The organism is Xanthobacter pollutisoli, assembly GCF_040044995.1.
Lineage (GTDB): Bacteria > Pseudomonadota > Alphaproteobacteria > Rhizobiales > Xanthobacteraceae > Xanthobacter.
Genome location: NZ_JBDZDP010000007.1, coordinates 149,916 through 168,461, shown reverse-complemented (window position 1 = coordinate 168,461; position 18,546 = coordinate 149,916). Strand labels below are relative to the sequence as shown.

Here is an 18,546-nt window from a genome sequence, read left to right as displayed (position 1 = left end):
CATGCAGAACGCCTTCCAAGACCTCGTGCCCCTTCCGCCCGCCAGCCCCTACGCCGGGAGCCTCGCGGAGCGCCTGATGGGCCAATCCCCGCGCGTCACGACCTATTCGCCCCAGCGCGGCGGCGATCGGATGGAAGGCGGCTATGCATCGTCTCGGCCTGGCCCGGATGGGCAGGCCATGGTGCGCACGCTGGAGGACTTCCGCACCGGACAGGCGCCCTATGTGACCATTGCCGGCAATCCGGCTCTCTACGGGCGCGAATACACCATTCCCGAGGTCAGCTATCAGGCCGGTGGTCAGCGCCATGTGCTGAAGGACGTTCCGGTGGTGGTCCACGACACCGGCGGCGCGTTCCGCAATGCGCCGGAGGGACGGTTTGACGTTCCCGTGGGCCGCGACCTCGGCCCAGCCGACACCAACCAGGGCCTTTCCGGCGTGCAGTTCGTGCCGCGGCAGGCAATGGCCTATACGGCAGAGCCGCCGAAGCCGGCCGGCGTGCAGGCCATTGAGGGCGCCATCCGTCCGGTGCCGGGTGCAGATCCGATCCCGCCCAGGCCGACGGGCATTCCCGGGCAGGCCCACCCGTGGCAGGACGGCGCGGTGCAGAGCATGCCGGCGCCGCCGGTGGGGCAGCAGGCTCAGGCGGGGCTCTTTGACGATCTGATCCCGTCGGCGTCCCAGCAGCAGGCGGGAGCCGGCCTGTTCGACGACCTCATTCCGAGCTCGCCCCAGCCTCCCGCCCAGCCCGCGGCCCCCTCGGGGCTCTGGAACAACCTTACGGCCGGCACCAATGAAGCGATCTATTCGACCTTGGGCGCACCGGTGGACGCGGCGACGTGGCTCACGAACAAGGCCGTGCAGGGCATCAACGCCGTGACCGGCGCCGAACTGCCGCAGGCTCGCCCCAACCTTCCGGGCTCCAGCCAGTGGCTTGCCGGTGTCGGCGAGACCGTTGGCGTGAACGACCCCGCCAAGGTGCAGGCCGGGAGCATGGGCGAGAAGATTGCGCGCGCGGCCGGCGCCGGTGCGGGTGGCATGCTCGCGCCTGAAGCGGTGCTGGGCGGATTGAACCGCGCCGGTGTGGTCGGCGAAGGCGCCATGAACACGCTCGGGCAGGTCTTCGGCCGCTCGGCCTGGGTAGGCGATGCCGCCGTGAACGCAGGCGTCGGCGCCGCGGCTGGTGTCGGTGGGCAGATGGCGGGCCAGGTGGTGCCGGAGCCGTGGAAGCCGCTTGCGGAGACCGTCGGCGGCATGGCCGGGGCGGGCGTGGGCGTCGGTGCCGTGGCGGCCGGGCGCGGCGTGGCCGGCCTGCCGCAGGCGTGGCGCGACTTCCGCCTGTCCGATCCGGCGACGCAGGAACGCGTGGCCGGTGAGCGCCTTCAGCAGTGGGCGACCGATCCCGCTGCGGTGCGCGACACGCTGGACGCGGCTGCGGCATCGAAACAGGTGGGCCTGCCGACCGAGCCGGGCGCCGTGGCGCGCAATCTGGTGGCCGGATCCGAGCCCACGACCTTCCAACTGACGGGCGACATGGGTCTTGGTGCGCTGGAGCGCGCGAGCGCGGCGCAGAACCCGGCCGAGTTCATGACGCGCCGGGCAGACCAGAATACGGCTCGCGTCGGCGCGCTGGAGGCAATCCAGCCCAAGGGCGCACCGGAGCAGGTGGTCGGTGTACTGCGCCAGAACCTTGCCGCGCTCGACCAGCAGACCGGGCAGGCCCTGGAAGCCGCGACCGCCACGGCCCGGCAGGCCACGGGCAGGCTGGGCGGTGAAGGTGCACCGGAGGCCTATGGCGGCGCGATCCGCCAGAGCATCATGGATGCCCGCGGCGTAGCCAAGGAGCGCGAGCGAGCCCTGTGGCAGGCCGTGGACCCGGCTGGAGACCTGAACCTGCCGGCGACCGGCGTGCGCGACACGGCTCGGACCATCGTGAAGGGGTTGGAGAAGTCCGCCGCGCCCCTGGCGGGCGAGGAACGCGCCACCATCGTCACGGCGTTGCGCTATCCTGATGTGGTGCCGTTCCGCGAGATGACGGCCCTGCGCAGCCGGGTGTCGGACGCGATGCGGCAGGAGATGTTGGCGAATGGCCAGTCTCGCGTGTATGCTCGCCTGTCGCAGCTTCGCGGCGCCATCGAGCGTGACATTGAGAACGCCGTGGCCGCGAAAGCGGAGATGGAACAGCAGGCGGTGCAGGTCGGCGCGATGTCCGAAGAGGACACGATGGCGGCGGCAATCGCGCAGCTCCAGCGGGACCAACAGGCTTGGTATGAGCGACGCGCCTCCGAGACGTCCATGGGGCAAGGCGCTGCAGAAGGTGGTGGCGGAAATGCCGCCTTCGGACCGGGCCGAGTTCATCCAACACCTGGAGGCCAAGTACCGGGCGGAGGGGGATTTCGCGATGCTCCGCGAGATCAAGGCGTACAAGGCTCTGGCTTCCTCCCCAACGACCTCCAGCCCAATTTCGACGCCGGAGCCGCCGACCGACTGAAGGCCGCCAGCGAGGCGACCAAGCAGCGCGCGCAGACGTTCGACAGCGGCCGGGTGGGCGGCACGATCCAGCGCAGCGGCGCGTCCGGCCCCTTCCAGATGGAAGCCTCCGTCGTCCCCGGGCGGTTCTTCGTGCCCGGCCCGCGCGGCTATGAGGCCATGCAGGCGCTGCGCAACGCGGCGCCCAACGCCGTGACGCAGGTGCGCGAATATGCCCTCTCCACCCTGCGCAAGGCCGCGCAGAGCCCCGTGGACGGCACGCTGGATCCCGCCAAGGTGCAGGCGTGGCGGCAGAAGCACGCCGACGCCCTGCGGGCCATGCCCGAAGTCGAGCAGATGCTCGCCAGCCCGGTGGTTGCGTCCGAGGCCATGGCCAAGGCTGCGGCCGACCGCAAGGCGGCGCTGGACACCTTCGAGCAGGGCGCCGTGGCGCGGCTCCTGAACGTCTCCGACCCGGCCGACGTGACCAAGACCATCGGCGGCATCTTCTCGCGGCAGGACGCCGTGCAGCAGATGGCGCGCCTTGCCCGCGAGACCGCCGGCAACGAAGAAGCCCGCAACGGCCTGCGCAAGGCGGTGGCCGATTACATCAATCTGCGGTTCATCGGGAACACCGAGGGCGCGGCGTCCGGAACGGACATGATGCGCTCGGACGCCTTCCAGCAGTTTCTGCGCCAGAACGTACCGGCCTTGAAGCAGGTGCTCTCCGGCCCGGAGATCATGACCCTCCAGGCCGTCGCGGCGGACCTGAAGCGGTCCAACCGCTCCTTGGCGGCCGTGAAACTCCCAGGCGGCTCCAACACGACGCAGGACATGAACGCCGTGGCCAAAGCCAGCGGCGCGCAGTCCTGGCTATCCCGCATCCTCTCTCCGGGCGCGCTCGCCAGCGCGGGGGCTGCGGCTGGCAGCATGACGGCCGGCGGCATTGGTGCGGCGGCGGGCGCCGGTGGCGGCGGGCAGCTCGGCCGCGTCATCGAGGCCATGCGGCAGGCTGGCCTCCAGAGCGTCGATGACATTGTGCGCGACGCCCTGCTGAACCCGGAGCGCGCCCGCGCGCTGCTGGCGCAGGTGAAGGGCGAGCCGACCACGGGGCAGGCCATCAGCCTTGCTCGGGTCTACATGCGGGCCGCGGTGGCCAACGCCGCGGATTGAACCACTTAGTTTGCCTTCTCGCACGAGTATCGATCGGCAGGGTATCGCCTCATGTACATCTCGGCGATTTCTGCACAGAAGCCGAAATCGTCAACAAAGCCAAATATCAGACCAACTCTCTCATGCTGAGCAAAGAGGTTGTACTTTACGAGCCAATAGTCGGATCCGCTGCCGATCCGGCTGTTCGCCACGACTTTTTCGAATGCATAGCGCCTCGCATTGTCACCATCCCCGCATGAAGCGATGAACAGAACAAGGGTCAAAGCCACTGCCCAGGACCATTTCATAGGAGGTTGCCCCATGAGTTCAGTTCGCCTCACCTTGGACTGGGGCACCGATCAGCAGTGCGTCATCGATTGCGCGGCGGAGAAGCTCCAGAGCTTCTCGATTTCCTTTCAGGACCGCCACGGCCGTGACAATGGTCGGAACGGCGCCGTCGGTGAAGCCAACGGGGCGGCCAACGCACAGGCCGACGGAGTAAATTCCTTTCTGGTGCCCGATGGCGCTCACGCCCTCGAAGTAAGCAATCGGCGCAGTCTCGGCGCCAACTATGACGGGGCGCGGAACAGTGTCGTCAGCCATGGTCTCCCCCAGAACTCGCAGGCACAATCCCGCTTGGTGGAACGCTAGCACCGCTTCAATCTGAGGTGGAGTCGATCAAAAGAAGGAGCGAGCCGTGGCCCCTCTTCGCAACGGCCGGCGCGAGCGGTTCGCCCAGCTCGTGGCCGAGGGAAATGCGGTGGCCGAGGCCTACGCTGAAGCCGGCTTCCGGGCGGACCGGAAGAACGCCCACCGGCTGGCGAGCGAACCCGCCGTGCGGGCCCGAATCACCGAATTGCAGGAGAGAGGCGCCATGCGTGCGGAAATCACCTTGGCCGACGTGACCGCCAACCTGAAGCGCATCGCGGAGGCCGCCGAGGAGGAAGGCGGCGCGCCCGGCCTATCGGTGGCCCGCGCCGCATGGATGGACGTGGCGAAGCTGAACGGGCTCGTGGTGGACAAGAGCGAGAACGTGAACATCCACCACGAGATCAGCGACAAGCCCATGTCGGAAGATGAGTGGACTGCGGAGTATGGGGGGTCTAGCGGCATATAGAGTCGCCCATCATTTAATAACTACATTTTCCCCCTGAGATTCCGAGATGCGGTATGCTGAGCTCAATATATTGTCGAGATGATCCCCTGATATCGAACGGAATGATATATTTTTTATTACGCTTTCCCACGAAATTGAGGTGGGCATATTCTCGTCACGCCCCCTACCATAGTCGTACATTGAATTTATAATGCAATGAATAATACAATATTCAATATAATATGAATATAGATTGTAAATGACAATTGACCTAGATTTTTGTCTATCAGACAAATCCGCTATTCGCGATGACTGATACTGTAGCATACTGATCATATTCTCAATCAACGTCGTTTTTACTTGAGCGTACTCGATAAAATCGGAAAAAAAATTTATTGGTTCATCTGGAAGTATCGGAATTTCTCTGTCGTCAAGGAGTGCCGTTCTAGATATTCTTGCTGCCTCGTAACGCAATATCGCAATTTCAACGGATCTGATTGATTTTTCAACGTATCGGCTTGTATCGCTGAGGCGCAGTGGCATTAACGCCCTCTGTGCTTTGTGTTTCTGGAGCCTGCGAAAATCCTCTAATCTATCAGCTTGACGAACTTGATTGTATAATAGGATTGCGCCTATGCCGGTGCTGATTGCGGCTATGCAGCCGAGAATGAATGTTCCGGGATCGTCGACCCATCTAAGCAGAACTGTATCTTCGATTAGCTTAGAAATGCATTCATATGAAAATAATGGAGTGCATTTTATATTTTTGATATGAAATCCATATGCCGCTCCTATCCAGACGGACAGGGCACATGAGATAATAAGCAAAAAAGTGGAAAGTCGAGAGAGAATTGACATGTATAAACCTAGGGTCCGCTCGTTTTTGAGTCATCATATCTCAAAGAGGATCGATAACTGTCGATTGCTCTGTGATCTGTCTCCAGTAGGGCGGCATCCCTATTCGAGTAGGAGCCATTGGTCGATAGATCGGTTTCCAGGGACATGGCCGAAGCGATAGGCTAACGGTACCATCCTTCTAACGAGCCCCGGCAGCCTTTGCCGCATCCCTCTCGCGCTCCCACGCATCCCATGGATCTTCCGGCATCGCCCCAGCCTCGCGCAGCCCGCTCGCCTTGTCGAGGGCGGCGTCAAGCGCCTTGCGGTCCCATCGGTTCGTGCCAGGGATCGGGCCCGGCACCAGCCCCTGCCGCTGCCAAGCCGAGAAGCCGCTGCGCGTGAGGGCGCAGTAATCCGCGGCTTGCTGGAGCGTCAGGCAGCGCGGCTCGATGGCTGGACCGGTGGTGTTCTTGTCGTGCGCCATGGGCTCCGGTCCTCTGTTCGCCGCGGATGGGCGGGCCTGAGGATAGCGAGGATCATTGCCGCCGTCGTCTTTTCCAGCCTCCTCCTCGGGATCACGCTCGCGATCCGACCGAGGAGCGGGACATGCAACTGCGGTGGGCAGCCAGGGGCGCGAGGATTAAGGGCGAACCTCACGCGGTGAAGGATTAGTCGGTCGCGGCAAAGTGCGCTGTTCTTCGGAGTTCGGTAGCGGTCGCGCCAGCACTGCAAAAACTGACCTAGGGTGCGACTGGTCTATTTCCACCTTGACGCGAGGCGCCTGGAATTCGCCGGAATTGGCCGCTCGGCGCCAATGGCGAAAAGACGCTATCGGATCAGCTTGGACCCTCAAATCGCCGCCCACGGGTCTCCCAGGCGATTGGCGCGACACTTCCTTGACTTGGGGAGGGTAATATGGAAGCATGACAGTAGAGAGCGAGTCTCTCCATAGAAAAACCGAGGCCCGGCAAGGCCTCGGTTTCTATGATCCGCAACTGCCTACGAAGCCTTGCGGAGGGTCGTGTTCACACGCGCAATCATGCGCATTCGCGCCCTTTTGTCAAGCTTCGTAGGCCTCTTTAAAAGAGGTTTAAAATGAAGACTGACCCCCGCGGCCCCTCACCGAAACTCACATTTGAGGACGCGGTCCGCATCTGGCCTCGCCATTGGAAAGGCGAATTTCAGAACCGAATCGCATCCGATTTCGACGTCAATCCCGGCCGCGTCAACGAAGTGCTCAAAGAGCGCAAGTTCCTGGGCAGCAAGGAAGAAGCGCTGAAGCGCTTCGGAAATCCTTCCTGATATACTCAGCAAGAGCAGAGAAGCCCGGCTTAGGCCGGGCTTTTTTGGTTTAAAGTCTTCGTCCCCGCTGGGAACCAGCGCAATTCAGTCGATCCCAGCGCTTCCTTATCCCAGACGAACCATGCGTAGGCTACGGTGCCTGAGCCTGCCTGCGGAGCGCCTTTCGGGTAAAACGTGATCCGCTCGGAAAACACCCACACCCGCGTTGGCGGCGTTGTGGCGAAGAGTGACCGATGGCGGGCACCCCCCTCCAGGAACGCAAGGCGGAGGAGTAAGCAAACCTTTCTACTGGCTTGATCAAGCCCCCGAGAAGCGAAGCCCTCAGCGCTGTGGTAGGGCGGGTTCGTTACGATGTTGGAAGCGCGCCTGTCGGCTGTTAGGAAATCGATGCCAGCTGAGCCATAGCCGCGGTCTACGAGGTCGGAGCTGCTCACCTCGCATCCGGTTTCCGCCAGCACCTCCGACATTGCGCCATCGCCGCAGGCCGGCTCCCAAATATCGCCGACAAACGCCTCGTTTCGTACGAGCGCGCGGGTCGCCCACGCGGGCGTCGGATAGAAATCGGGCCCGTCCAAATCTACGCGACGTTTCATTGTCGGCTGCGCTGTGCGGCTCAAGCTATATGTCGCATCCATGGTTGCTCTCTACTCTAAATTCCCAAACAGGGGCGCATTCTCAGATCGTCTCGTTCATTGTTTTCGATCTTTCCTCAGCCGCACCCCAGGCCCCTCGCCGTTCTCGGCCACGAAGATCACACCGGCGGCTTCGAGGGCGGCGCGGATGGCCCGCTCATCGCGCTCCCCATCACGCAGCAATCGTCTAGCCCCATTGTGTGCCAGGTCGGAACAGCAGATCACCGCCAGCCTCATCCCCTGTTCGGGCAGCGCCTTCCGTCGCCGCTCGTCATAGATCCGGCGCTGCTCACCGCGCGAGATGCCGGCTGCGGTAATTCGCCGGTCAAAAAATGGGACCGGCTCACCATGCTGGCGCTCGTGATACTCCACCACAAGGCCAAGCTCGGGATAGTAGGCGTCAACGGGAAGGCGGGCGCATCGTCCGTTCTTTCCGGGATCGCCCAGGAGAAACGGGAAGCGCCACTGACGATGCGCCTTCATGCCGAGCTGAAGGTCGCACAAGTCGATCACGTAGGCTTCATCGCTGTGAGCGCGAGGCACCACGGCTACTTCGGCTTCTGATTTTTCACACGTGCCTCCCGCCCTTCTTTCGCGATTTGCGCGGCACGACGTGCTCCGGTTATGAATGGGTCATCGGGGGCTTTATGCTCGCCAGTCGGCGCCAGGGATGCAAGCGCAGCCTCTACGGCCGCCCACGACCAGCGGACGCAGCCGTTGGACAGGCGCAGCGGCCGGGGCAGCACGCCGCGCCGAACCATCTCATCAACCGTGCTCTCTGACATGTCGAGTTCGCGCGCCAGTGTCGATCGGCTCACATATGCAGGTGGGCGGTCGGACGGCATGACCTAGGCTTGGCTTGCGCCCTGCTGAGACCTCAGCCTCACCCCCGGCTGCCCATGGTTCAGGAACTCGACGCCGGCTTCTTCGAGGGCGCGCATGACCGCGGCGACGTTGTTCGCCAACCCCGCCGCCGCCCCCTCGCTAGCCTCCATCCGCTTCAGGGTCGGCACGGAGATGTTCGCCCGCGTGGAAACTTCGGCCTGCGACAAGCCGACGAGCGCGCGAGCCGCCGCAATCTGCCTTCCAGTGAGCGGTGAATGATCCATAGGGATTAATTTTATCCTTAAGTGTTGACTAATGTCCTTTTTCGATCCATAAGTATCATATTGATGCGTTGGATCAAAGCCGGACAGCTCACCATGCTGAACAAATCCCTCCTGATGCGCCGCGCCTGGTCGCTGCTGCGGCAGTCCATGGCGCCCTACAGCCGGCCCGCCTTCGCCGCCCACCTGCGGCAGGCGTGGCACGAGGCGCGCAACGCCCCGGTGACGCCGTGGGAGGTGCTGCAGCGCTATGTCTCTGTGGCGCGCGGCTGCGACCGGGCCGAAGTCATCCGTCGCGCCGAGCACGCCCTGGCGGCAGCCCACATCACGGCGGCGCGCTACCGGAACGCACCTGAACCCCGCGACGCCTATGCGGCTCGCAAGCGCTCGAATGACATCCAGCGTCTCGCAGCGCTGGAGCGGATCGTCGCCGCCGAGAAGGCGGCCGCCGGCCTCTCCGCCACCTACACCGCCAAGCGCGACGGCGCCGGCTTCGTCCTGAAGCGCAACGGCGTCGAGTTCGGCCGGCTGATCGGCTCGGCCGGTGCGCTCACCTTCACCACCACCGACAACGCCCTCGCGGAGCGGGTGCGCACCGCCGTCGTGCCGTGGGGCGGGGTTCCCGCGGCGCTCGCCAAGGTCCGGGCCGCAGACGAAGCCCTGCGCCTCGCCCGCATCGCCTGATCCCGAGGCGGCCCACCGCCTCCCCCGCATTCGTCATTTCACCACCGGAGAAGACCCATGCCGAAGCCCACCGCGGCGGCAAACGCCGCCCCCATGCCTGCATCCTCCCGTCGCGCATTTCTCAAGGCCGGCGCTGCCCTCGGGACCGTTGCTGCCCTCGCCGTGCCGGTGGCCGTGCTGCCGAAGGCAGAGGCCAGCCAACCTGATCCGGTGCTCGCTGCGCTTGCGGCTGTCCGCAGCGCTCGGCAGGATCGCGCTCGCCTGTATCGCAAGGCCGATGCCGAGCATATGGCCGGCGGCATTTCTGCTGGGACGGATGACGAAGTGATGGCCGCGTGTTCGGCCTATATGGCCGCTCTGCGCCATGCCGTGCGCACGGTCCCGACCACCGCAGACGGCATGCGGGCATGGCTCGCCCTCATGTGGGCTCCCGGCACCTGGGAGGGCGCCATTCCCGAAGAGGAAGTCCGTCCCATCCTCGCGACCGTGCGCGCCTATCATGCTCGGGAGGCAGCCCATGCGTGAGCAGCCCACCCTTTCCCGACGCGGCGCCCTCCTCGGAGCTGCCGCGCTCTCCCTCGGGGCAACGGCTGCGGTGGTTTCGGCCGCTCCCGTCTCCGATCCTGTGTTCGCGGCCATCGCCACTTTCCGGGCGAAGCGCGCGGCCTTCAATGCCGTCATCAAGGAGCAGGGCGAATATGAAGAGCGGTGCACCGCGCGCGGCGTCTCGTTCTGTGCGCCCTCGCCGGAGGGTGACGAAATTGAGGAGCGATACAACGCGGCCTGCGATGCCGACGCGGATGCGTGGTGGGATTTTCTGAACACTACGCCCACGACGCGCGCCGGGCTTCTCGCCTATCTCGACATGCTGACCGAGAAGGACGGCTACAGCGGCGGACCGGTGGCCGATGACGAGGCCATGGGCGCCATCTGCGGCGCGATCCGTGGTTTCGTGATGGGAGGCGACCATGCGTGAGCGCGGCTCCTCTCCTTCTCGGCGCGGCCTCCTCAAAGGGACCGTCGCTGCCACGGCTGCGGCATCGCTGGCAAATCTTGCCGTTGCCGATCAGGCCGACGCGGAACTGCTCACCATGGGGAGCGAGCTGGAAGCCTTATGGGTCGAGGAGCAGGAATTCTCTGCCCAGGCCGAAAGGCTAAACAAGGTTGGCGAGCGCCTTAGGCCCGAGCCGTCCGCAGCGTTGCTCGCCTACGACAACGAAGGTGAGCCCCTGTTCCACTTTAGGGCTGGTGCCTACCGACCAAACCCTCCAGTGCTGGCGCACGTCCAAGACTGCGAAAGGGCATGGCGCGTCACGGGCTTTCGGGAAGGGCCATGCCCGGAGGCGGCGCTTCTCGTGGATCTGGAAGCCTGGAATAGCGGGGGAGCACGAGCCCACGAGGCGTGCGGTGCGGCTGCCGCGGAGCGGGAGCTGGAACGTGCCGCTGCTGCTTGCTGTGTGCTGGTGAAGCGCATCGTCCACATGCCAGCCAGGACGGCTGCCGGCCTCGCCGTGAAGCTCCGGGCGCTCACCATCGCCCGAACCGATGGGCCCGAAGACGACTATATCGGCGAGGTCATCACGAGCCCGGAGGACTACACGACGGACCAGCGTATGGCGTTCAGCGTCCTTCGCGACGCGCTCGCCATTCTCGGTGTGGGAGCCACGCAATGACCCGCCGCACGTCCGCAGGTCGGCCGGGCCGCGCCCTCGCCATTGTGCCACAGCCCCCGGCTGTCCAATTTGAGCACCAGCCCGAGTTGCGCGACCTGATGATGCTCCCGACGCTCCCGCCGGGCCACATGACGTTCCCCGTGGAGGACAACGCCGTCCACCCGCACCTGCGCCGCTGCGAGTTCGCGGTGGTGGACCTCGCCGACCATCAGCCTGCGCAGGGCGAGCTGTTCCTGATCGCCTACCGTGATCTGCGGATCGAGTGTGACCTGAGCCCCATTTCTCCTCCGGTTCAGGAGAGAGTCCGCATGCACTGGATCCCGCCGGCTGATCCGCGGGACTGCGAGGCGGCGCTACGCTCCGGACGCTTCGGCGCGAGCGAAGGCCCGTTCACCACCGAGCACGCGGCCGAGAAGCTGGTGGGGCGCGTCGTGGGGGTGCGGGTGCCGGAGCGGCCCTAAAAGGGCGACATCAGGCCGCGCGAGCAAATATTTCGTCCGCGGCAGTCAGTTCTACCGTCTGCGCCACGCGGTGAAGCACCTTGAGGCGAGGGGTATCCTTGATGCTCGTCAAAACCGCCACTCGCTTCGGCGCGGCGTCGCCAAGATCCTTAACATCGAGAAATTTCATCGTGGCGCTGCTGACCGAGTTGGCGTGGGGCGACACGACATCGAAGAGAGTAAGGTGGCCCTCAACTGCAAGCGCCGCGTCGAACTCCCATTCTTCCGATGCGCCCCTAAACCTCCTCTCAGGGAGGAGAGAGCGCGAACCGAAAAGATGCTCCAACCGATCAAGCAGCATTGCTCGATGATCCGGGTGGACCGATGCGGCGAGATGCTCCGCAGTGGTCTCCACCGCCGTCTTTGCTGCGTTCGCTACCGCGGCGACGGCCACCACCAAATCCGCCTCGCGAACATCGAGGTCGAAGATCATATTCCGGTCAAAGCGGACGCCGAAGCGTTGCGCGACCGTTGGCGCCAGGCGCGCAAACGCGCGCTCGCCCCCCATAAGGCCTGCTTCCCTGCGAGCTGAACCTGCATCCGTGACTAGGAAACCGTCTCTGCCCCGCGACAGCTCAACGCCGATCATGCTCCCGCCTGGATAGAGAAGCGGGGTGGATAGCCGCGCAACTTCACGCCCCCCGGAGACCAGCACCAGGGAGCGCGCCACTTCTGCAGCGATATCGGCCATGGATGCGGTTGCAGTTAGGATCATGGTCAGAGCAGCACCTGCCAGCTATCCGGAGGAGGTATGTCCTCGATGCCGTCGACGCGAAATTCGAGAGATACAATACGCAGAAATTGACGAAAACTCACCACCGGTTCGTCGGTGCCGATGGCCGCAGGGAGATTGTCATGTGGAGCGAACCCCTTCCGCCCCATATGAGCGTTGTCTGAAAATCGGTGGACGTGGTCCCCGGTCACGATAGACGGAAGGTGGCCTAAGGCAGCGTTTTTACGGCATCTGGTGTTCATGTGCGGATCCGCGGGCCAGGCGTCGACCCGAGCAATCGCGCAGAATGAACGGCCGCCAGACGCCTCCAATGTTGCAGTGACCTCAAATTGGCGACGGAAGGAATAGACACAAATCCGCAGCCGCACCCCCTCTAGCCCGGGACCGTTCTTCTCCCCAAGGGGCACGAGGAGGTCGATGGTCTCTGCGCTCGCGGTTCGCAGCTCGCCCCAAACAGGTCGGATAATTGCGCCACTTTGGAGCACAGGAGGAGAGGGCCATTCAGGCCAGCCGATGATCTCCTTGGCCACCTCCGCGGCATGGCGCCACGATTGAGGGACTGGACTATCACCGTCTTCTGCTCCCGGACGTCTGCCCAAAGCCCGCGCACCCTCTCTCGGATCATGCGAGCGCGTACAGGGTGCTCGCACAACGGCCCAGCCTTACAACCTATTCACGAGAGTCGCCTTGCTTGTCCACCACGGACCACCACGAGCTAACGCACGTGCTGGGGCAGATGCTGGGGCACAGAATTTCGACGTCCGAGATTATGACGTCAAATCAGCATCTTAATATCGGAAATCTGGTGTCCCGGAAGGGATTCGAACCCCTGACCTGCGGTTTAGGAAACCGCTGCTCTATCCTGCTGAGCTACCGGGACGCGCCCTTCTTCTAGAACGCCCGAGCGCGTGAGGGAAGGGCCGTCGGCGGGTGCGCGACGGGCTGGAAAGAGGGCGGAAACGCGCTGTAAGGACAGTTGATCCTTGAGGCCTTCATGCCTGCGGCAGGAAGGGGCTATCCTTGCGGTATGAGTGAAGACGAGGCGACCGGGCATATCCTCGGCCAAGGGGCGTCGGACGACGGGATGTCCGCCGCGGGTCCATCGGGCGAGGGGACGGCGCGCAGGCGCCGCGTGATGCCGGCCGTGGCTGCAGTGCTTGCGCTCGTGCTCGTCGCGCCGGCGCTGACAACCGCCCATGCCGCCCCGGCCGGCCGAGGAGCGGGTTCACCCGCGCCGGCGGTGCCTGCCGCCGGCCTCTGCGCCGTGGCGCCCGGTTCGGCGGGGGCGCAGGCGGCCGCGTGGACGGACGCCGGGGCGCTCGTCCTTGCCGACGGTCGCGCTCTCATTCCGGAAGGCATCGCACTGCCGACACGGCTGGAGCCGGATCCCGCCCGCGTCGCGGCGGCGGCCGAGGCGGCCCGGCAGGTGCTCGTCGGCTGTTCGGTGGCGCTCGCCGGCGGATCATCCGATCGTCACGGCCGACTTGCGGGCGCGGTTGCCCTCGTCTGTCCGCAAGCGGAAGGGGACCGGCGGGAGGACCTCGCGCGGGCCTTGCTGCGCGCCGGAGCCGGTCTGGCACGGGCAGAGGGCGAGGCGGCCTGCATGGAGGCGCGGCTCGCGGCCGAGGCCGAGGCGCGGGCGGCCGGACGGGGCATCTGGGCCGACCCCGCCGTGGCGGCACCGGCGGCGGATGCCGGCGCGCTGGCGCTGCGATCCGGCCTTTTTACCCTAGCGGAAGGTCGCGTTTTGGCCGCCGGCGGGCGGGACCGGATCTATCTGAATTTCGGATCAAGCTGGAAGCAAGATTTCACGGTCATGATTGCGAAGGAGGATTTCGCCACAATCTTGGGCGATAGCCTCGATGCCGCCGTTTTGCGGGGTACGCGGATCCAGGCGCGCGGAGTGGTGCGTGCTGACGGCGGGCCTGCGATGATGGTGCGCCGCCGGGGCGAGATGGCCCGCCTCGACGGTGCAGGGTGGGCGCCGGTGAGGCGCCGGGGGCAAGGAACGGACGCGAGGTGATGGTGCCGGACAAGCGGATGCGGCAGACGGCGAGCGGGATGCGAGGTGCGGCGCGGCAGGCCGTGCCGGCGCGCCGCGTCCGCCGGGCCGTCATGGCCTTGCCCCTGCTGCTCCCCCTTTGGCTCCTCGGCTGCGCCGGTATCGACCTCGACCAGGCGAGCGTGCCGCTCACCTCCGCCAGCGCCGCGGCCGAGTTTGCCGACATGTCGCCCGCCCAGCGCCGCGAGCATGAGCGGCTCGTGGCGAGCTACGGTGGCGCCTATGACGATCCCGAGCTGAAGGCGCTGATCCAGCAGGTGGTGGAGCGCCTCGTGGCTGCTTCCGAGCGGCCCGACCTCAAATACCGCGTCACGGTGCTCAATTCGCCGGCCATCAACGCCTTCGCCCTGCCGGACGGGTCGCTCTACGTGACCCGCGGCCTGCTGGCCCTGGCCAACGACACGTCCGAGCTGTCATCCGTGCTCGCCCACGAGATGGCGCACGTCATCGCTCGCCACGCCACCATCCGCGAGGACCAGGTGAAGCAGGCGGTGCTGGTGAGCCGGGTGATCTCCGACGTGGTGAACGATCCCGACCTCGGGGCGCTGGCCATGCAGAAGAGTCGGCGCACGCTCGCCTCCTTCTCCCGCGGGCAGGAACTGGAGGCCGATGCCATCGGCGTCGGCATCGCCGCGCGGGCGGGCTTCGATCCTTACGGCGCCACCCGCTTCCTCGGCGACATGGGCCGCTATGCCGAGCTGAAGAGCACGGCCTTCTCCGGCCAGAACGCGTCCCAGGGCGCCTCCACCACCCCGGACATGGACTTTCTGTCGTCCCATCCGGCGACGCCGGAGCGCATCTCCATCGCCATCGCCAATGCGCGCCAGTATGCCGGCGCCGGCGGGCAGGCCGATGGCGAGCGCGACCGCAGCGCCTATCTGTCGGCCATCAACGGCATGGTCTATGGCGACGATCCCAAGGAAGGCTTCGTGCGCGGGCGCAAGTTCTTCCATCCCAAGCTCGGCTTCACCTTCACCGCGCCGGACGGTTTCTCGCTGGAGAACACCTCCCAGGCGGTGCTCGGCGCCACCCAGACCGGCCGCGAGGCGCTGCGGCTCGATGCGGTGCGCATCGCCACCGACCAGTCGCTGGCGCAATATCTCTCCTCCGGCTGGATCGACGGGGTGGAGATCAACACGGTGGAGACCCTCACCGTGAACGGCTTCTCCGCGGCCACCGCCGTGGCGCGGGGCGACCAGTGGTCGTTCCGCATGTTCGCCATCCGCTTCGGCACCGACGTCTACCGCCTCATCTTCGCCGCGCGGGAACTGACCCCCGAGCTGGACAAGCAGTTCCGCGCCGCCGCCGACACCTTCCGCCGCGTCTCGTCCGGCGAGGCGGAGACGGTGAAGCCGCTCAGGGTGCGCATCGTTCAGGTTGGCCTTGGCGACACGCCGGAGAAGCTCGCCTCCCGCATGCAGGTGCCGGACCGGCCGGGCGAGCGCTTCCTGATCCTCAACGGCCTCGATGCCAACGCCAAGCTCAAGTATGGCGAGAAGGTGAAGATCATCGCCGACTGAGCGCCATGCCCCTGCCTGCCGCTGGCCTCCCTGCAAAGTGATAGGGCCCAAGCGGTGCCGTTCGCACCCGGTGCTATGCTCCCGCCCTCCCGGAAGGGGAGGAAATGCATGTACAAGAAGATATTGGTCGCCACCGACGGCTCGGCGCTCTCCGACCTCGCACTGGCCCATGGCGTGGCCCTGGCCGCGGTGCTCAAGGCGGGTCTGGTTCTCGTCACCGCCACCGAGCCGTTCCATCTGCTCTCCACCGAGGCCGACCAGATCGCCGACACAGAGGCGGAATACCGCCGGCAGATGCAGCGCCGGGCCGCCGCCCTGCTGGAGCGCGCCGCGTCCGTCGCCGCAGCGGCGGGACTTTCGGCAATGCCGGTGCACATGGAGGGCAACCACCCCTTTGAGAGCATCATCGCTGCCGCTGGGCAGGAGGGCTGCGACCTCATCGTGATGGCGTCCCACGGCCGCCGCGGCCTCTCGGCCGTGGTGCTGGGCAGCGAGACCACCAAGGTGCTCACCCACTCGAGCATCCCCGTGCTGGTGGTGCGGGCCCAAGCGCCCCAGGCCGCAGAAGGCACCAGCGCGGCAGTGGAGTGGCCCTCGCCCGATCCTGCCTTCCTCGCACCGGGGCGCTGAGGCACGCGCCGGCGCCCTGCCGGTCGCATCCATCCGCGTCGCCATGTTGCGCCGTGATATTGCGCCGTCCCTTGCGTCGCCGGGGGTTTTGCACTATCTCAGCGCGGTCCGAGGCCGCGCTCCTTCAAAGCAGGGAGCCGCCCGGGCGGGCAGGAACATGCGGGATACGCGGTTCCGTTCGTGGAGGCAGCCCGCCCTGGCTTTCGCTGAGCGCGCATCGACACCCAATTCATCGCCCGTACCGCCCGGCTTTCGCGCCGGCCCGCCGCTTTGCCGGCGGCCGTTCGTCCTTCCTTCGTGAAGGCGGACACCCGAGCGGTCCGGGCCTCGCAACGCGAGATGCCGGCGCAATATGTTTGGAGCGTGAATGTCCGCCGTAGAAACCACCCGTGACGATTTCGCCGCCCTGCTCGACGAGAGCTTCGGCCGCGCCGACATGCAGGAAGGTGCCGTTGTCAAAGGCATCGTGGTCGCCATCGAGAAGGATCTGGCGATCATCGACATCGGCCTGAAGACCGAGGGCCGCGTGGCCCTGCGCGAGTTCGCCGGCCCCGGCCGCGAGAGCGCGATCAAGGTGGGCGACGAGGTCGAGGTCTATCTCGAGCGCGTCGAGAACGCCATGGGCGAGGCCGTCCTCTCGCGCGACAAGGCGCGCCGCGAGGAGAGCTGGGTCAAGCTCGAGAAGGCCTTCACGGCCAACGAGAAGGTGTTCGGCGTCATCTTCAATCAGGTCAAGGGCGGCTTCACCGTCGACCTCGACGGCGCCGTAGCCTTCCTGCCGCGCTCCCAGGTGGACATCCGCCCGATCCGCGACGTCGGCCCGCTGATGCACAATCAGCAGCCCTTCCAGATCCTCAAGATGGATCGCCGCCGCGGCAACATTGTCGTCTCCCGCCGCACCGTGCTGGAAGAGACCCGCGCCGAGCAGCGCCACGAGCTGGTGCAGAACCTCGAAGAGGGTCAGGCCATCGACGGCGTGGTCAAGAACATCACCGACTACGGTGCGTTCGTTGATCTCGGCGGCATCGACGGCCTGCTGCACGTCACCGACATCGCCTGGCGCCGCGTGAACCACCCGACCGAGGTGCTCAACATCGGCCAGACGGTGAAGGTCAAGATCATCAAGATCAACCACGAGACCCACCGCATCTCGCTCGGCATGAAGCAGCTTCTGGGCGATCCCTGGGAGGGCATCGAGGCCAAGTATCCGGTGGAGGCCCGCTTCAAGGGTCGCGTCACCAACATCACCGACTACGGCGCGTTCGTGGAGCTGGAGCCCGGCATCGAAGGCCTCATCCACGTCTCCGAAATGAGCTGGACCAAGAAGAACGTCCACCCCGGCAAGATCGTCTCCACCTCCCAGGAGGTCGAGGTTCAGGTGCTGGAAGTGGATTCCGCCAAGCGCCGCATCTCCCTCGGCCTCAAGCAGACCCTCCAGAACCCCTGGGAGGCCTTCGCCGAGAAGTATGCGCCCGGCGCGGTCGTGGAAGGCGAGGTCAAGAACAAGACCGAGTTCGGCCTGTTCCTGGGTCTCGACGGCGATGTGGACGGCATGGTCCACCTCTCCGACCTCGACTGGAACCGTCCCGGCGAGCAGGTAATCGACGAATACCGCAAGGGCGACATGGTGAAGGCCGTGGTGCTCGACGTGGACGTCGAGAAGGAGCGCATCTCGCTCGGTATCAAGCAGCTGGCTGGCGATCCCTTCGCCGACGCAGGCGAGGTGAAGAAGGGCGCTGTCGTGACCTGCGAGGTCACCGACGTGAAGGACGGCGGCATCGAGGTGAAGCTCACCGGCACCGACCTCTCCGCCTTCATCAAGCGCTCCGAGCTCGCCCGCGACCGCAACGACCAGCGCCCCGAGCGCTTCTCGGTGGGCGACAAGCTCGACGCCCGCGTCACCCTGTTCGACCGCAAGGCGCGCAAGGTGCAGGTCTCCATCAAGGCGATGGAGATCGCGGAAGAGCGTGAGGCCGTGGCCCAGTTCGGCTCGCAGGATTCGGGCGCTTCGCTCGGCGACATCCTGGGCGCCGCGCTGAAGCAGCGCGCCGCCGGCGGCGAGGCCGACGAGAAGGAAGACTGATCGCCGCGCGCGATCGCAGGATGGAAAGGGCCGGCGCGTCGCGCCGGCCCTTTTCTTTTGCGCCGCGCC

The 18,546-nt window shown here is 65.6% G+C and carries 18 protein-coding genes and 1 tRNA gene; 12 read left to right on the top strand and 7 right to left on the bottom strand.

Annotated features, from left to right (window positions below):
• Window position 1 precedes the first annotated feature (1 nt).
• Entirely contained in the window at window positions 2–3,640 is a 3,639-nt protein-coding gene (locus tag ABLE93_RS15695; protein ID WP_348840778.1) for a hypothetical protein, read from the top strand.
• A gap of 306 nt (window positions 3,641–3,946) precedes the next feature.
• On the opposite strand, the gene ABLE93_RS15690 is transcribed toward ABLE93_RS15695, so the two are convergent.
• On the bottom strand, window positions 3,947–4,222 hold the full coding sequence (locus ABLE93_RS15690) for a hypothetical protein (protein ID WP_348840777.1): 276 nt from the start codon (window positions 4,220–4,222) through the stop codon (window positions 3,947–3,949).
• Window positions 4,223–4,316: 94 nt separating this feature from the next.
• Here ABLE93_RS15690 and ABLE93_RS15685 point away from each other — a divergent pair, with 94 nt between their 5' ends.
• Window positions 4,317–4,736, top strand: coding sequence for a terminase small subunit (locus ABLE93_RS15685; protein ID WP_348840776.1), 420 nt, complete (start codon window positions 4,317–4,319; stop codon window positions 4,734–4,736).
• A gap of 1,015 nt (window positions 4,737–5,751) precedes the next feature.
• On the opposite strand, the gene ABLE93_RS15680 is transcribed toward ABLE93_RS15685, so the two are convergent.
• The gene (locus ABLE93_RS15680) at window positions 5,752–6,036 is read right to left on the bottom strand and encodes a hypothetical protein (protein WP_348840775.1); all 285 of its coding nucleotides are present in this window, start codon (window positions 6,034–6,036) and stop codon (window positions 5,752–5,754) included.
• A 611-nt stretch (window positions 6,037–6,647) separates the two neighbouring features.
• Between ABLE93_RS15680 and ABLE93_RS15675 the strand changes: the two genes are divergently transcribed.
• A complete protein-coding gene (locus ABLE93_RS15675) occupies window positions 6,648–6,854 on the top strand; it encodes a hypothetical protein (protein ID WP_348840774.1) in 207 nt (68 codons plus the stop codon).
• A 689-nt stretch (window positions 6,855–7,543) separates the two neighbouring features.
• Here the strand turns inward: ABLE93_RS15675 and ABLE93_RS27000 are convergent.
• Window positions 7,544–7,723: a hypothetical protein gene (locus tag ABLE93_RS27000; protein WP_510183039.1), complete on the bottom strand. Its 180-nt coding sequence runs from the start codon at window positions 7,721–7,723 to the stop codon at window positions 7,544–7,546.
• Window positions 7,724–8,334: 611 nt separating this feature from the next.
• A complete protein-coding gene (locus ABLE93_RS15665; RefSeq protein WP_348840773.1) occupies window positions 8,335–8,595 on the bottom strand; it encodes a helix-turn-helix domain-containing protein in 261 nt (86 codons plus the stop codon).
• A gap of 63 nt (window positions 8,596–8,658) precedes the next feature.
• Here ABLE93_RS15665 and ABLE93_RS15660 point away from each other — a divergent pair, with 63 nt between their 5' ends.
• From ABLE93_RS15660 to ABLE93_RS15640, 5 genes are read left to right on the top strand one after another with little or no spacing between them, the layout of a single operon-like run.
• On the top strand, window positions 8,659–9,276 hold the full coding sequence (locus ABLE93_RS15660) for a hypothetical protein (protein ID WP_348840772.1): 618 nt from the start codon (window positions 8,659–8,661) through the stop codon (window positions 9,274–9,276).
• A gap of 57 nt (window positions 9,277–9,333) precedes the next feature.
• The gene (locus tag ABLE93_RS15655) at window positions 9,334–9,801 is read left to right on the top strand and encodes a twin-arginine translocation signal domain-containing protein (RefSeq protein ID WP_348840771.1); all 468 of its coding nucleotides are present in this window, start codon (window positions 9,334–9,336) and stop codon (window positions 9,799–9,801) included.
• Window positions 9,794–10,252, top strand: coding sequence for a hypothetical protein (locus tag ABLE93_RS15650; RefSeq protein WP_348840770.1), 459 nt, complete (start codon window positions 9,794–9,796; stop codon window positions 10,250–10,252). Before ABLE93_RS15655 ends, ABLE93_RS15650 begins: the two co-directional genes overlap by 8 nt.
• Window positions 10,245–10,949 carry a hypothetical protein gene (locus ABLE93_RS15645; protein ID WP_348840769.1) on the top strand — a complete coding sequence of 235 codons (705 nt, stop codon included), beginning with the start codon at window positions 10,245–10,247 and terminating at the stop codon, window positions 10,947–10,949. Before ABLE93_RS15650 ends, ABLE93_RS15645 begins: the two co-directional genes overlap by 8 nt.
• A complete protein-coding gene (locus tag ABLE93_RS15640) occupies window positions 10,946–11,410 on the top strand; it encodes a hypothetical protein (protein WP_348840768.1) in 465 nt (154 codons plus the stop codon). The genes ABLE93_RS15645 and ABLE93_RS15640 overlap by 4 nt, the downstream gene beginning before the upstream one ends.
• Before the next feature lie 10 nt (window positions 11,411–11,420).
• Here the strand turns inward: ABLE93_RS15640 and ABLE93_RS15635 are convergent, their stop codons facing one another.
• The 3 genes from ABLE93_RS15635 to ABLE93_RS15625 form a co-directional block, all read right to left on the bottom strand.
• The gene (locus tag ABLE93_RS15635) at window positions 11,421–12,140 is read right to left on the bottom strand and encodes a hypothetical protein (RefSeq protein WP_348840767.1); all 720 of its coding nucleotides are present in this window, start codon (window positions 12,138–12,140) and stop codon (window positions 11,421–11,423) included.
• A gap of 26 nt (window positions 12,141–12,166) precedes the next feature.
• Entirely contained in the window at window positions 12,167–12,712 is a 546-nt protein-coding gene (locus ABLE93_RS15630) for a hypothetical protein (protein WP_348840766.1), read from the bottom strand.
• A 273-nt stretch (window positions 12,713–12,985) separates the two neighbouring features.
• Window positions 12,986–13,062 (bottom strand) — tRNA-Arg (locus ABLE93_RS15625).
• Window positions 13,063–13,209: 147 nt separating this feature from the next.
• Between ABLE93_RS15625 and ABLE93_RS15620 the strand changes: the two genes are divergently transcribed.
• The 4 genes from ABLE93_RS15620 (at window position 13,210) to rpsA (ending at window position 18,477) form a co-directional block, all read left to right on the top strand.
• On the top strand, window positions 13,210–14,205 hold the full coding sequence (locus ABLE93_RS15620; RefSeq protein WP_348840765.1) for a thermonuclease family protein: 996 nt from the start codon (window positions 13,210–13,212) through the stop codon (window positions 14,203–14,205).
• A 38-nt stretch (window positions 14,206–14,243) separates the two neighbouring features.
• The gene (locus ABLE93_RS15615; RefSeq protein WP_510183038.1) at window positions 14,244–15,764 is read left to right on the top strand and encodes a M48 family metalloprotease; all 1,521 of its coding nucleotides are present in this window, start codon (window positions 14,244–14,246) and stop codon (window positions 15,762–15,764) included.
• A 108-nt stretch (window positions 15,765–15,872) separates the two neighbouring features.
• Window positions 15,873–16,394, top strand: coding sequence for a universal stress protein (locus tag ABLE93_RS15610; protein ID WP_348840763.1), 522 nt, complete (start codon window positions 15,873–15,875; stop codon window positions 16,392–16,394).
• 367 nt (window positions 16,395–16,761) lie between these two features.
• Complete coding sequence (rpsA, locus tag ABLE93_RS15605) at window positions 16,762–18,477, top strand: 30S ribosomal protein S1 (protein WP_348840762.1); 1,716 nt, start codon at window positions 16,762–16,764, stop codon at window positions 18,475–18,477.
• The last annotated feature ends 69 nt before the right edge of the window (window positions 18,478–18,546 follow it).